The 13,526-nt window shown below is 55.0% G+C and carries 16 protein-coding genes; 6 read left to right on the top strand and 10 right to left on the bottom strand.

Annotated features, from left to right (window positions below; genetic code table 11):
• Positions 1 to 700: 700 nt before the first annotated feature.
• The gene (locus tag E4L98_RS17785; protein ID WP_135202879.1) at positions 701 to 1,051 is read right to left on the bottom strand and encodes a helix-turn-helix domain-containing protein; all 351 of its coding nucleotides are present in this window, start codon (positions 1,049 to 1,051) and stop codon (positions 701 to 703) included.
• Positions 1,052 to 1,325: 274 nt separating this feature from the next.
• Here E4L98_RS17785 and E4L98_RS17780 point away from each other — a divergent pair, with 274 nt between their 5' ends.
• The 3 genes from E4L98_RS17780 to E4L98_RS17770 all read left to right on the top strand — a co-directional run bounded on the left by E4L98_RS17780 (position 1,326) and on the right by E4L98_RS17770 (position 3,912).
• Entirely contained in the window at positions 1,326 to 2,258 is a 933-nt protein-coding gene (locus E4L98_RS17780; RefSeq protein WP_167761365.1) for a CAP domain-containing protein, read from the top strand.
• Positions 2,259 to 2,293: 35 nt separating this feature from the next.
• The gene (locus E4L98_RS17775) at positions 2,294 to 2,938 is read left to right on the top strand and encodes a hypothetical protein (RefSeq protein WP_135202877.1); all 645 of its coding nucleotides are present in this window, start codon (positions 2,294 to 2,296) and stop codon (positions 2,936 to 2,938) included.
• A 323-nt stretch (positions 2,939 to 3,261) separates the two neighbouring features.
• A complete protein-coding gene (locus E4L98_RS17770) occupies positions 3,262 to 3,912 on the top strand; it encodes a hypothetical protein (protein WP_135202876.1) in 651 nt (216 codons plus the stop codon).
• A gap of 208 nt (positions 3,913 to 4,120) precedes the next feature.
• On the opposite strand, the gene E4L98_RS17765 is transcribed toward E4L98_RS17770, so the two are convergent.
• Both E4L98_RS17765 and E4L98_RS17760 read right to left on the bottom strand, forming a co-directional pair.
• Positions 4,121 to 5,101 (bottom strand): zinc-dependent alcohol dehydrogenase family protein, encoded by a 981-nt coding sequence (locus E4L98_RS17765; RefSeq protein ID WP_135202875.1) that lies wholly within the window; start codon positions 5,099 to 5,101, stop codon positions 4,121 to 4,123.
• A 205-nt stretch (positions 5,102 to 5,306) separates the two neighbouring features.
• Entirely contained in the window at positions 5,307 to 5,819 is a 513-nt protein-coding gene (locus E4L98_RS17760) for a DUF1993 domain-containing protein (RefSeq protein WP_135202874.1), read from the bottom strand.
• Positions 5,820 to 5,969: 150 nt separating this feature from the next.
• On the opposite strand from E4L98_RS17760, the gene E4L98_RS17755 reads away from it, so the two are divergent.
• Complete coding sequence (locus E4L98_RS17755; RefSeq protein WP_135202873.1) at positions 5,970 to 6,644, top strand: EF-hand domain-containing protein; 675 nt, start codon at positions 5,970 to 5,972, stop codon at positions 6,642 to 6,644.
• A gap of 95 nt (positions 6,645 to 6,739) precedes the next feature.
• On the opposite strand, the gene E4L98_RS17750 is transcribed toward E4L98_RS17755, so the two are convergent.
• Positions 6,740 to 7,489: a substrate-binding periplasmic protein gene (locus E4L98_RS17750; RefSeq protein WP_135202872.1), complete on the bottom strand. Its 750-nt coding sequence runs from the start codon at positions 7,487 to 7,489 to the stop codon at positions 6,740 to 6,742.
• Between the two features lie 302 nt (positions 7,490 to 7,791).
• Between E4L98_RS17750 and E4L98_RS17745 the strand changes: the two genes are divergently transcribed.
• Positions 7,792 to 8,121 carry a YciI family protein gene (locus E4L98_RS17745; protein WP_135202871.1) on the top strand — a complete coding sequence of 110 codons (330 nt, stop codon included), beginning with the start codon at positions 7,792 to 7,794 and terminating at the stop codon, positions 8,119 to 8,121.
• A gap of 18 nt (positions 8,122 to 8,139) precedes the next feature.
• Here E4L98_RS17745 and E4L98_RS17740 read toward each other — a convergent pair whose 3' ends face one another.
• The 5 genes from E4L98_RS17740 to E4L98_RS17720 are packed head-to-tail and all read right to left on the bottom strand — an operon-like array spanning position 8,140 to position 12,026.
• Positions 8,140 to 8,742 (bottom strand): NADPH-dependent F420 reductase, encoded by a 603-nt coding sequence (locus E4L98_RS17740; protein WP_135202870.1) that lies wholly within the window; start codon positions 8,740 to 8,742, stop codon positions 8,140 to 8,142.
• Positions 8,739 to 9,770 (bottom strand): zinc-binding dehydrogenase, encoded by a 1,032-nt coding sequence (locus E4L98_RS17735; RefSeq protein WP_135202869.1) that lies wholly within the window; start codon positions 9,768 to 9,770, stop codon positions 8,739 to 8,741. The genes E4L98_RS17740 and E4L98_RS17735 overlap by 4 nt, the downstream gene beginning before the upstream one ends.
• A gap of 53 nt (positions 9,771 to 9,823) precedes the next feature.
• The gene (locus E4L98_RS17730) at positions 9,824 to 10,555 is read right to left on the bottom strand and encodes an SDR family NAD(P)-dependent oxidoreductase (RefSeq protein ID WP_135202868.1); all 732 of its coding nucleotides are present in this window, start codon (positions 10,553 to 10,555) and stop codon (positions 9,824 to 9,826) included.
• A 52-nt stretch (positions 10,556 to 10,607) separates the two neighbouring features.
• A complete protein-coding gene (locus E4L98_RS17725) occupies positions 10,608 to 11,372 on the bottom strand; it encodes an SDR family NAD(P)-dependent oxidoreductase (RefSeq protein ID WP_229257434.1) in 765 nt (254 codons plus the stop codon).
• A 12-nt stretch (positions 11,373 to 11,384) separates the two neighbouring features.
• The gene (locus E4L98_RS17720) at positions 11,385 to 12,026 is read right to left on the bottom strand and encodes a glutathione S-transferase family protein (RefSeq protein WP_229257433.1); all 642 of its coding nucleotides are present in this window, start codon (positions 12,024 to 12,026) and stop codon (positions 11,385 to 11,387) included.
• Between the two features lie 123 nt (positions 12,027 to 12,149).
• On the opposite strand from E4L98_RS17720, the gene E4L98_RS17715 reads away from it, so the two are divergent.
• Positions 12,150 to 13,061, top strand: coding sequence for a LysR family transcriptional regulator (locus tag E4L98_RS17715; RefSeq protein WP_135202866.1), 912 nt, complete (start codon positions 12,150 to 12,152; stop codon positions 13,059 to 13,061).
• Here the strand turns inward: E4L98_RS17715 and E4L98_RS17710 are convergent.
• On the bottom strand, positions 13,009 to 13,506 hold the full coding sequence (locus E4L98_RS17710) for an Rrf2 family transcriptional regulator (protein ID WP_135202865.1): 498 nt from the start codon (positions 13,504 to 13,506) through the stop codon (positions 13,009 to 13,011). The genes E4L98_RS17715 and E4L98_RS17710 overlap by 53 nt on opposite strands.
• Between the last annotated feature and the right edge of the window lie 20 nt (positions 13,507 to 13,526).

The raw sequence follows: 13,526 nt of genomic DNA, 5'->3' as shown, positions 1-13,526 counted from the left end.
TTTCTAAATATAGCGTCATCGCTTGTTGATCCCTGCTGCGCAAGACTCAATGCCTATCTTGGCATTCTCAACTGGTCACTCGCACTGGCTATTCTAATCGTGGGGGCAATCTTAAACCCGTGCTAATTCAATGAGGCACGATCTTATGACTCGTGTTGCTCTCAGCCGAAAAAACTTGGAGTAGTGCACCGATGTTGAGGCGTGCTACTTACTAGTGCTGTTACAAAGTTCGATAAAAAAGTCGGGAAAAATGAAAAAGTGCATCAGTTTGCTGCGTTTCAAAAAAATGGCCACTCTTGGGCTGCTACCATAATCATATTAGCTTTATGGCGCCACCTCGGCTTTATTAGATATGAATAGTGATGAATTTGAAATAAGAAAAGCTTTGTACGCACTACCGGACAATGCTCTATTGACTTCCACCGAGGTAGCTATTTTCCTATGCTGTTCAGTGAGGTCGTTAGAAATGATGCGCCGAGATGGGAGTGGTCCAAAATATTCGCAGCCAGGCTCGAAGAAGCGCGGCACTACTACGCGCAAATGCTTGTACATCAAGAGAGATCTTCACTCGTGGCTTGATGCGTCTATGGTCACTTCAATAGCTGACTCGTCGAACAAACATCGGTAATACTATTTATATCGAATTGTCGGGCTTTTACGCCTGAAAAGACGCGAACATGCGCACAGCGAATGAGCTCTTTCACTGAGCATGTCGCTGCGTGTACAAGATGATCAGATCTAGCACAAACTTGCGCTGTTCAGCGTTCAGGCCATCCATGACCTGCGCGAGTGCCAATGCGTCGCTGGAAACTTTCAGTTCTCCCTCACCGAGTAAGCGCGACGCACTTACATCCAGTACGCTCGCTAGCTTTAAGAGGTGTTCAACGGTTGGCGTGCGGACGCCATTTTCAAGGCGCGAGATGGTCATGTTGTCGACCCCCGAAAGCTCGGCTAGTTCCGCTTGTGTGTAACCCTTGGCTTTTCTAAACGCGCGGATATGGGCGCCGATGCGCGCCTCCAACCCATCGTCCGCTTTTCTGTTATCAGCCATTCCTTACCCTACGTATTTGCGATAGGCGGGATGGTTAAGCATTTGACGTAAAAGATAAATTACCACACAGTCAAATCATTTGACTGGAATGATAATTTATGAGAAAGTTGCCATGTGTCAATCATCTGGAATTGACGACAACCGACTCAAGGACCCCATCTTGTCTTCTTCAAGCGCTATGATTCTACGTACTATCCCAGTTACCATTGCGGTCCTGCTCGCGGCATGCGGTGGTGGCGGAAGTGGTACCCCGTCCGCCGGCGTGAGTACGCCTATGAATCCCGCAGGGCCGACGGCACCGGTGGTGACGCCAGGCGACACCCAGACGACCGTTCCGGCGCTGACCTATGCTGCTACCAGCGAAGAATATGCCTTCGTGACGGCGCTAAACGACTTCCGCGGCAAGGTAGGTCTGGGTCTGCTGGCGCAGAATACCAAGCTGGATGCCGCCTCGACCAACCACCTGAGCTACATCATCACCAATGATGTCAACAGCGGCGGCACTGTGAACTTCAACACCTACGATCCGGCCACTGGCCGATCGATGCTGCACATAGAAAACGGCGCTCTGGCCAAGTTCACCGGTATCCAGGAAGGTGAACGTGCCAAGTTCGCTCAGTACGAAGGCAGCTACGTTGGCGAAGAAGTGACCTTTGGTGGCAAGCAAGGCGGCGCAGCGGCCTTCGCTACGCTGGCACAGACCGTGTACCACCGTGCTGGCCTGATGATGCAGAACGTGCGTGAAATTGGCGTGGCTGTCGGCACCGATCAGTCGCAAACCGTCGTCATGGAAATGGGCCTGAAAACCAATCAGTCGGTCGCTTCGGACTATGTGGGCGTGTACCCGGCGAATGGCCAGACCGCCGTGGCTCTGCACGCTTATGTCGAAGCGCCTAACCCGTTCCCTGACCTGTCTACGGCTAACGCAGACTTCCCGACCAAGACCAGCTATCCGATCAGCGTATCAGTCGTTACCGGCAATACCATCGCTGTGACCACCTTTACTGTGACCGAAGCTGGTCAGGCAGCGCCAATGGATGCCCGTTTGATGACCCGCTCGAACGACCCGAACGCTTACCTGAGCAGCAACGTAGCCTTCCTGATCGCCAAGGCCCCATTCAAGTCTGGTACTACCTACAACGTGAAATTCGCTGGCACTAACAACGGCGTTGCATTCACCAAAGATTGGTCTTTCTCCACTAAGTAATTCCACAAATTTGCTGACAACGTACCGGAGGAATTATGCTGAATGGGATTACGAGTGCTGTGGCTGCTGCAAGCCGAGCGGGCTATGAAGTTGGACGCCAAATTCAGGTTGATCGCGTCATCAATGAGTGGGTGCAGTATGCGAATTCGTATAAGGCTCAACGAGACGAAGCTCGGGGCGAAGTTCGATCTTTAAAAGCCAAGCTGGCTGAGGCTCAAGAAGAACGGCGGGTGTTGCAAGCAAAACTGAAAGATTCGGAGACCCAAGTTAAAAATCTCCGCGCTAATGCCAGCACCTTTGAGCGGAAAAATGCCAGCCTGTCCGACGAATTGGCGCGTCTTACCAAATGGAAGCGACATGCGTTGGCTTCCGTGCAGAAGCACCTTTCGGAAGTCGAAGCTTGGAATAAAACGAAGGAGGGCGAGCGCAAGGCGCTAGCCGAGAAAGTAAATCTACAAACCGCTCGCCTCACTGCGACCTGGGCGCGGTTGACGGGAGCGGAGCGGGTTCTGGGACGCTTGGTGTCTGAGCTGTTGGAGCGCGCGCCGACCGTCAAGCTGGAGATGCTTGATGATGGCCAACGGCGCTCGGTGCTTGAGCGTGCTTGGATCGATGTAGTCAAATCCAAAGCGAAATACGAACCCGCATTGAGCTTTACGTTTGAGCCTCTTCCAATTTAGTTCGACGGTGATAGGCGGGAGGAAATGAAGAAAAATTGACAGGCTTATCCATTTATCTGGGAGGCAGACATGGCTAATCCAGAGCGATTTGCACTGAGAGCTGAAGAGCTTAAGAATCTGTTAGAAACGGTTCAGAGAAACGATCTACGTTTAAAGCAGTTAAACGAAGAGAGTAGGGTGGCCAATAACCTTCTCACCAAATCTCGTGCCGCTTCGGGCCTTCCAAACCCTAAAGCGTTGCCTTCGTAGAAGAGCCGAACGCTCTTCGCATCACATGTCTTTGTGCGGTATAGTCCACGAACAAGTGCATATCCGGAAATAAGATGAATGCTCTGATTAGCTTGGATGGCGAGGTGCTTGTTGCACGCCTTGATGATGGTCGAGAACTGAAGCACATTGATGCAGAGGCGCTCGCTAATTTGCTTTGGCAGATTGGCATCCGGGTCGCAGATGTAAAAGCAGTGGACTGGCACGACGACGTTGAAAGTGCGCCCATGTCTGGACAAAAAATCGCGATTTATTCTCACCTTCGCATGCTTGAAGAGGCATCAGACGACGATCAATATCAATCGGCCAGAAATCAAACTATTGGAAAGCTGTTGGCAATGCCGGTCTGGATTTCGCGCCAAGAGCTCTCGCAATCGCTGCATGAGCAAGAGGGCCGCGAAAGCCAGATTGATCTCTGGTTGAGTGAGCGAAAAATTTTCGCTGTCGATCAAGTCGGGAGCCAACTTTTCGCTGCTTTTCAATTTGACGATTCGCGCCGGCCGCTCGGAATTGTTTCAGAAATCCTCGCCATATTGAATAAGGAGGACGAATGGGCCGTTGCGAGTTGGTTCCTATTTCCCAACGGATGGATAACCTGCAAGCAAAACGGCGCCGAAGTGCCGCTGGCGCCAGCTAAAGCACTTGACGACGAAGATGCTGTAAGAAACGCGGCACGTAACGAGCGTCAAGGAACTCACTTCGCGTAGAAGTTGTGCGCCGTAAGTTTTCTAAGCTCATACTTGAGCTGACTTAGGGCGGCGGACTGACGACCGGCAGTACCCGCCCCATAGCTTACTATCAATCGGCCTTTGAACCTGTCGCCTAACGATATCGCACCATTGCTCGGCGTTTGAGATCGTTGTTGTAGCCGATGCAAACCTAATTTCTTTACTAAGCTCTAATACCGTAAACGTCTCAAAATGCGCCTTTCTCAGCGATCTCCAGCAAGACTTTGCCGCCCGCCTGAGTGTGCGCGATGGCCTGGGAAATTTCTGATAACCGGTACGTACGGGCGACAGGTGTGACAATCTTGCCCTCGGCAACAAGCTGCGCTGCTTCGCGCAGCAGCGCCGGTATCTTACTGCGGAACTGAGGACGGTTCTGATAGAAGAAATGGCCACTGATGGACTTGAACATCATTTGAATCAAGTCGCCTGGTGCGCTCTTTTGTCCACTCATCGTCGCGTATCCTACGATGGTGCCGCCGGGCGACAGCAATTCGATGAGACGGGCCGTGGACGAACTTGCCACGCCGTCCAGTGCAAGCCGCACTTTGTCGTCGCCGATCTGAGCAGCTGCTTGAGCCGCAGCTCCGGGCTGGTCCAACAGCACGATGTCGCCCCCAGCTGCTTTAATTTCATCGATCTGGCGTGACTGTCGTACCAGATTGATGGAGCGGAGTCCACGTGCTTTGGCCATGGCAATTGCGGCTCGACCAACACCTGAAGTAGCGGCATTTTGAACTATCCAGTCGCCTGGTTGCAGATCTACATACTCACTCAAAATCAAGCTGGCAGTAAGTGGGTTAATGCGGATCATCGACAATTGCTGTAGGTCGGCTTCCTGAGGCAGCGCAAAGAGGCCCTCCGCAGGAACGATCATCCGCTCACGCCAAGTGCCGCTGTAGAGCGGCGGCGTTACATAGTCTCCCACCTGAACTTGGCTCACACCTGCTCCAACACTGATAATGCGACCCACCGCCTCATTACCCAGCACCGCCGGCACAGCGGGATGGTAAGGGAAGTTGCCACTCATGAGATACAGGTCATTGTGATTAACCGGGGCGTAGAGAACCTCGATAAGCACTTCGTTGGCGGCAGGTGGAGGCGGCTCCGGAATATCGACATAAGCTGCAACAACGTTGGGCAGGTGGAGGCGGCTCCGGAATATCGACATAAGCTGCAACAACGTTGGGATCGCCAAAGGCCGTAAGGTGTACTGCGCGCATGCTCATCTCCTGGATAAAGTGAATTGGACTCGATTCGTTTCGATACAGGAGCCAAGATAGCGCTGGGCCACCCGATGCAGAAGATGGCGGCATCGTATTTCATCTATACCGGCGACGTATTAATACCATTTTGGATACGCTGCCGCCATCAAACTACCTGTAATTTTCCAGAAGTGTCTCACCGAGAAAATCGCGCTTCCCAATGGCGAGCCCGCGTGAACGCAGGATACCGTGCGCGATAGAGAGGTGGAAATATACGTTGGGTAAAAGGATGCCGTTGAAATATTCGTGTCCGCTGACAGTGCGTGCAATACTACGGAAGCTCAACGTAATTTCGCGCGACTCTGCCTGTTCGAACTGGGGCGGTGGGAGGCTTTGCAGATATGAGGTTGTGTCGGCCAGCCTTATTTTCAGCTCCGCAAAACTCTTTTCCTCATCCGCCATGGCGGGAGCGCTTTTGTTCGCCAGTCGTGCCGCGCCGTAGCGGCTGTTGTCGCTCAAACGTTGAACCTGGCCGGCCAGCGTCAGCATATCCGGCGCAAGCCGCGCCTGCAGAAGCGTATCCTCTGACACGCCTGCGTGTGCCACATGCGCGAGTCCCTTGTCCAAATATAACGTCATGATGTCGATTGCTTTCAGGAGCGGCGGAATAATTTGTGTGTGCATATGAGTCGATAGTAAAACTGACGATTGTGTCACGGCAAGCGAAGGTGATTGATGCTTTGGGTAGATAACTGTAATGCGGCCTATGGGCTGTAAGTTCGTCTAGCGTGGGAATATAGTCAGCTGCTCCAACCCAATTCTTCTTAAACCGCCATGACCATTTCCCCACTCAGAAATGCCACCGGTAGTGCTGCAGGTATTGCTCAGCCCTCCGCCTCTTCCGCTGCGTCCGCTTCGAGTTCCGAGGCAGGCTTCGTTGCGGACAACTCTCAAAAATCCGACAGTTCAACCAAGGTCGACTTGAGTGATGCGGCGCGCACTTTCGATATCCTTGAAAGATTAAAACGTGGCGAGCGCATGTCTGATGACGATATGGTCCGCGTCATTGATAAGCTGAGCCCGGGCACAACCTTCATTATGAGCAATGGCTCCGTGGCGGTTGTTGGTGATCCCTCCCAGGAGGAGGCGGTACCAATGAGCGTGGCGTGGGCGCCGCAATTGCTCGTCAAAGGCGACCACGATGGCGACCGCAAACTTAGCTTCAAGGAGTTCGCAGGCATTGTGCGGATGGCTGGGATATCCGAAAGCGACGCCGCCAGCCTTTTTGCGAAATTCAGTCATGGCAAAGATGGTGCAGTATCGGTCGAGGACTTCGTCGAAGGGGTTAGCGCAGCTGAGGCATCCGGCAACGATGTTTTCACGCGCGTGATCCAATCTTTCTTGAACGACGCGGCGGGCAAGATGGATGATGAAGCGTATAAGAAGTTTATGGCGCAAGGATCAGAAGTGGCCGATCGCTATTGGGGGCAACATCGTCACAAGCGCTAGCCAGTGGTCTGGAAGAGCAAGCTGTTAGAACGCACAAGAGGTCTCGCGAAGTAACGTTGAAAGCCATGCCTAACTACTCGACGCGCTGAGTAAGTTCAGTCGACCAATAAGCGGCTTAGCAGTATGTGAGCCAGATTCTCCCGACGCACATTTGCACAGGCCAAAGCTAATTCCTTTTTGACGCTCGCGTTAAAAATGCAGCGCTTGCTCTGATAAAGCGCCACGGTTGCGCGGCGCAAAGGCAGCATGTCACTCGCCTGCGCCGGCGGCAATCCCATGTTCTTCAACGTATATTGAATGGCACTGCGAATCGCAACCAGAGCATCGAGACGCCCGATCTGCAGCATACGCAATCCTTGGTTGTAGCTGTTGAATTCGTATTTGCGTATGTCGGTTGCAGCGGCAAAGGTCGGATCATAGTCGGCAAACCGCAAGTGACCAACTCGCTTGCCGCGCAAATCGGCGAGCGTGTTGATCGTCATACCAGGCCGAACTACAACGGTGATTTCCGCATCAGACACAGCGGCCACACAATTAGCAATGTGGTCGAGGCGATCGCTTTGTACGGCAAGCATCAGATCGACTGATCCCTGTTCAAGCAGGGCGAATGCGCGCGCATAAGGCAGGGGAGCAATCTCCAATACCTGCCCGCTACGCCGCTCTATACTGCGTGCCAATTCGACCAACACGCCAGCGACTCCAGCCTGATCGCTCCATGGCATCAAATTAGCCATCGTAATGCGCAGGGCCGGGCTGGCCCAACTATTGATCGGGGCGCAGGCCGGCAACAACAATATACCGAGTTGCCGAAGGAGCGCGCGTCGCTCAGCTAAATTGACTGACATGGTGTCCTCCGGGCTTTTCAGGTTGTTCGCGAGGTGCGTGATTCTTCAGAAACTTTAGCTTTGTGCAGAAGTTTTGACTAGGAAGAAAAGAACATGACAGTTATACGCATTTCGTCACCTCGTCTCGCATTTTGAATTCATGTCGGCGGCGTATAAGTGTCATGCCCGCATAGCTGCCGGAAGCGATCTATACTTGTTTCCAGACGGGCGCTGCAACAAACCCGGCCTGCTAGTAAAGGCCGTCTATGCGACGAACGAACTTTGACACAACTTATGGCACAACTCACTTACAGGAGCACATCATGATTGACGAAAACGGTCCGCACTATTTTGTGGCCTTCCAGACCCCAGGCCCGAAATGGGTACCTGGCGTGAAGTACAACGAGCAACCTGAATTCATGGACCATGTCGGTTACATGCTAAAAATGCAGGAATCGGGGTTGACCGTACTCAGCGGTCCATTCATGAAAAAAGCCGGTGGTCTTAACGGCGAACTGGCCGAAGGCGGTATGACGATCTTCAAAGCCGCAAGTCTGGAGGAGGCAATCCAGATCGGCAACGATGACCCGACCGTGAAGTCGGGCATGTTGAACGTCGAAGTAAAAATGTTCTGGGTGCCGTTCCACACGTAATCGGATTTGGAATATGGACTAGCCTCTGATCCAGAGGTCGTGTCCAGCAAGCGCGCCTCCGGCTTGCTGTAGCTTGCCGCCGGCGCGCAGTGTGCCCAGTACAATCGCTGCAAAACCAAAGCTGTTGATCAAATCCACGACCGTCGCATTGGCGTCGGCGTCGTTCCCGGACACCAGTAGCAGGCGCTTGTCACGACCTTCGGCGGAAGCGCTGGAAAAATTTTTCATCAACACAGAGTTAAATGCTTTGACTACTCTTGCGCCGTCCGCCAGCCGTGCAACAATCTCGCTGGCGGTATCTTCGCCAAGATCTTCCAGTATCCAGCTTGGCGAAATTTGCAGGAATGGATTGGTCGCGTCGATCAGTACGCGGTTTTGCCAGGCCGGCAATGAAGCGAGTACCGTTCGGACCTTCGTCCATGGCACCGCTAGCACCACCAGCGGCGCTTGTGCAGCTTCGCTAGCAGAGGCAGCGGATGCTTCCGGTCCGAGCTGAGCAATCACCGCACTCAGCTTGGCTGGATTCCCACTATTGCTCAATACAACTTCATGCCCTGCCGATATCGCATACCGTGCAATAGCAACGGCAACCTCACCTGCACCAATGAAGCCAATTTTCATGAATTCTCTCCTTGAAATGTTAAAAGGACCGCGCCGTCGCGTCCATCCTGACGTACGTGTTCGATTGCCTGTTTGATGTGGTTTGGCCCGTAGACTGCCGCCACCGGGAAGAGGTCGGGGCGGTTTGCCGCAAGTCGCATTGCAGTATCGAGATCCGTCGTTTTCTGTGTCCCAGACTGCGCCATCCACTGGCCAATATGCACGCCTTGAATGGTGAGTCCACGCGGGACCAGCAGGCGAATGTCGGTCGTCGCTCCACCAAGTGATCCATAGTTAATGATCGTGCCCCCTGGCGCCAGTAAGTCAGCGATTACTGGCAGTACCGGACCGCCAACACCATCGACAGCGACATGCAACTGCACGCCGGCCGCCGCCTGTGCGAGAGATTTTTCCCAGCCGACTTCCTCTGTGGCGATGACTGGACCGATATCCACATTTTCCCTGAGACGGCGTGCGCTAGCAGCGCTTCGCACCAAACGGATCACTTGCACGCCCCGCTCGGTCAGCAATGCAGTGATAATTTTTCCTACTGCTGAAGCGGCCCCAGTTTGAATCACGGTGACGGCGTCACGTTGCCCGGCGGGCCAGGCGGCGTGGCCAGCGCGAATGATGAGTTCGGCAGTTACCGTATTGATCAGCGCTTGCGCGGCGATTTCCAGCTGCACGTGATCCGGAACAGGGACTACCGCGTCGGAAGAAGCTAATACGTATTCGCTCCAGCCGCTGGCAACCGGAAAATAGGCTACGGCTTTGCCGATATGCAGCCCAAGTGCAGCGTCGATGCCTGGCCCTATAGACGTAATAAAGCCTACGCCTTCAAATCCCGGCGTCCGGCCCTCAGGGCTGACAGCATATGGGCCGCCCGAGGCGGGCGCACCTTCAATAATCTGCAGATCACCAGGATGGACGGTCACATAGGCGACACGTATGCGCAGTTGACCTGGTCCAGGTTCGCCTGTGGCTGGGGCATCGACACGCTCAAGCACGTTGGCAGGCGCCCCTAGTTTGCGGTGGATGATACTCAACATTTGAATTCCCTTGGTTAGCCCACCCCTTGTCGCGGGGCGGGATAGTTATTGCGTTACACCTGGGCGTATCCGCCGTCGGCAAAAAGCTCGGTTGCGTTGACGAATGCCGCGTCGCGCGACGCCAGGAACAATACCGCGCCAGCTATTTCATCCGGCTGCCCCAGCGCACCGCGCAAAATTGGTGCTGCCAGTTCCAGGCGCACCGCGTCTGATGCACGAGACAGTGAGGCGGTGTCGGTCGGTCCTGGACTGATCAGATTCACGCGAATGCGGCGCTGTTTCAAATCGCTGGCCCAGGAACGCACGAAGGAACGCAAGGCGGCCTTGCTGGCCGCGTACACACTACGTCCGGAACGCCCCTTGACACCGGCGATCGAACCGGTGAGGATGATCGCCCCGTCGTCATTGAACAGCGGCAGCGCTTTTTGCACCGTAAATAGCGTGCCGCGCATATTGATGCCGATGACTGCATCGAAATCACTTTCGCTGATGTCTCCCAACGCTCCGGCGATCGCAGCGCCGGCGTTGGCGAACAGAATATCGATGCGTCGCCCTGCAACGCGAACCGCGTCGTAGAGCCGGTCAAGATCCGATAAGTTGCCGGCGTCGCCCTGCACCGCGTGGCCGCGCCCTTCCAGTAGCGTGATCGCCGCATCGAGCCTGGCTTGCTGGCGTCCCATGATGAATACCGTTGCGCCTTCGGCAGCGAAGCGCCGCGCGGTCGCCAAACCGATACCGGAACTGCCTCCAGTGATCACCGCAGTTTTGCCGTTTAATTTAGTCATATGGTGTTCCTGAAATGGTGAAGTGCCCGGCAGGTCATGTCGGGCAGATGCATTACACGTTGTAGCCTCCGTCGGCTTCGATAATCGTGCCGGTGATGTAGGAAGCTGCGGGGCTCGCTAGGAACAGTATCGGAGCAATTACTTCCTCCAGGCGTCCGAAGCGTTTGATGCAAAGACCCTGAAGCATCGGCACAATCGCGTCCCGCATATGGGCGTTGATGTCTGTCTCCATGAAGCCCGCATGTACCACGTTGACCGTGATGCCGCGATCGGCGAGATCGCGTGCGGCGCCGCGCGCGTAACCATCGATGGCCGCTTTGATCGCTGCCATGTCTGACAGGCCAGGTGAGCCCGGCCGCACGCCGAGATTCGAGCCGACGAACACGAAGCGACCGCCCTCCGTCATCACGCGCGCTGCAGCGCGCACGATAGCGCGGAAGCCGCTGCTGGCCACAGCCCAGTAGTGATCAAACACCGCTTCGTCGCGTGTGGCGTCGTCAGCGGTACCGAAACGGTCGATTGATGCGCTGTTGACGACGATATCGAGTTTGCCGAACTGGTCGAGAATGGTTTGAATTACGCCTGATGCTTTGCTCGCATCAGCCTGGTCAGCTTGGATTGAGATTCCGCGCACGCCTTGTTGCTCGATCTCGGCGACGACAGCTGCTGCTTTGGGGATCGATTCAGGCGACACAAATGTGAACGCCACGTTTGCGCCTTGCGCCGCCAGAGCTTTGGCCGTCGCTGCGCCCAAACCGCGTGCACCACCTGTCACCAAGGCGACCTTACCGGCAAGCGGTTTATTAATTGCATTCATTTTTATGTCCTTTCATTTCATTAAAGCGGCCATGCGCTGTTCTACTTTGTCGCGGGTCCGGGACCAAGCCGGGACGTGCTCCAGTAAGCGGTGATGCCATGCCATCACATTGGGAAATTCATCGTAGGGCGGACGGCTGCGCGGCAGGTGGGTGAACGTGGCTGCCAAATCGATGTCAGCCAGTGTGAAGTGCTTGCCGACCACATACTGCCGATCCTGCAGATGGTCATCCAGAATCGCCGCGAATTTCCGGATCGATGCTTCAGCGTCAGCGATTGCACGCGGATCTTGCGGCAGGCCCATGATAGTTTTTGCGACGCGCTCGTTGAAAAGTACCGGCGGTCCTTGGCGCCAGTGCTCAGCGGCCCAGAACATCCACTGCAAGGTCAGCGACCGGTCCACGCCAGCAGGCAAAAGGTTGGAGGAAAATTTTTCAGCCAGATAAAGGTTGATCGCGGCTGCTTCGTAGAGCACAGCGTCGTCGTCCACCAGCACCGGGATCATGCCGTTCGGGTTAAGAGCTAAAAATTGCGGCGTGCGGTTGTCACCCTTAAACAGGTCGATGAGTTCAAATTCGAACTCGGCTCCGATGTGGTACAACGCGGCCAGAACGCGACGGGTACTGCCCGAGCCAGGATCGCCGTAAAGTTTCATGATTATCTTTCTTTAAAAGTTGGGAAGAGTGAGAGATGACTGTCTCAAAAACAGTATGGTTTATTCCTTTCTATGTGGGTATGATGGTCTCGGTGATATCTTTTATCTCCAATGGGAATATTTATGGATTTACTCAGCGCCATGCGCGCTTTCGTGCGGGTTTATGAAAGCGGTTCTTTCAGCATCGCAGCCAAGCATCTCGCCATCGGACAGCCGGCGGTATCCAAATCGATCGCCCAGCTCGAAGATCATTTAGGCAATAAACTGTTTTTGCGCTCGACCCGTGGACTGACTCCGACCGATGCGGCACAGACTTTTTTCGAGCATGCGACACGCACCCTCGACGAAGCCGAGCTGGCATTGAGGTCGGTACGGGGCGAGCCTGCGTCGCTCAGCGGAAGGTTGCGAGTGGGGGGCACCATCACCTTTATTCGCCAGCACGTCATCCCCAATATGGCCGCGTTCCTCGAACAACATCCCGGACTGGAGATCGACCTGTTGCTGGACGATGGCAACATTGGACTGGTGGAGGAAGGGGCGGAAGTAGCCTTCAGGATGGGCAGGCTGCCCAGTTCCGGTTTGACCGCACGCCGTATCGGACAGTGTCGCCGCATCGTCGTCGCCACGCCGGCGTATTTCGCCCGCTGCAGCACCCCAGGTCGGCCACAAGATCTGGCCGACCATGCCGCGATTGTATTTTCGCGTGGCGAAGGTGGCGAGCAGCTGACGTTCGCCTCGGGCGACAAAAGCGTGGCGACGCAAACTATCGTGCTCAAGCCTAAGCTTCGCATCAGCGCGCTTGAAGGCGTCCGCGCAGCCGTACTCGCGGGCCTTGGCATTGCAGTTGCGAGCGAATGGATTTTCACCGATGAACTGGCGTCGGGACAGGTTTGTGTGGCTCTGGCCGATTGGGAATTGCCGCGTCTCGATCTGTGGGCAGTATTGCCAGGTGGCCGCCATGCCAGCCCGAAAGCGCGCGCTTTCATAACGTTTGTGGAACATTGTTTGTCCCTAACGCCCTACGGCTTGCGTTGATCGAATTGGCGCCATATGTCGTTTCGATGACGCGAATCCGACCTACCAGATCAGCAACCGTGAGCTCTGCCAAGCCACTCTCGAAGCGTGATGTAGTGTCGAGTAGCAGTTCGCACATTGATGGTTTGAAATTCGCACTGACTGAGCATAGCGGCTCCTCGGCATATTCATGTAAAGCGAACGGCGGAGGTGCTTCGCTGGCACGGTACACTTCCAGAAGTGTGACTTCCGTCGGTGGACGTGCTAGGCGGCAGGCGCCGTGCTGGCCACGCGTCGTGGTGATCACCCCGGCGCGTGCCAGTTTGGCGACTGACCGGCGCACAAATGTGGCATCGGCGCGCACGCTATCCGCTAACACCGCCGTTGTGACACTGCTGCCGTGGTGGTAGCCCAGCACGGCCACAATATGAGCTGCGAGCGAGAATTGAACGTTCTTTTGTGACATGGCTTCCCTATCCGAGGGGC

The sequence above is a fragment of the Duganella callida genome (genome assembly GCF_004614165.1).
Classification (GTDB): Bacteria; Pseudomonadota; Gammaproteobacteria; order Burkholderiales; family Burkholderiaceae_D; genus Rugamonas; species Rugamonas callida.
The sequence above is the reverse complement of the archived record's forward strand: the minus strand, read 5'-3'. Positions and strand labels throughout refer to the sequence as shown.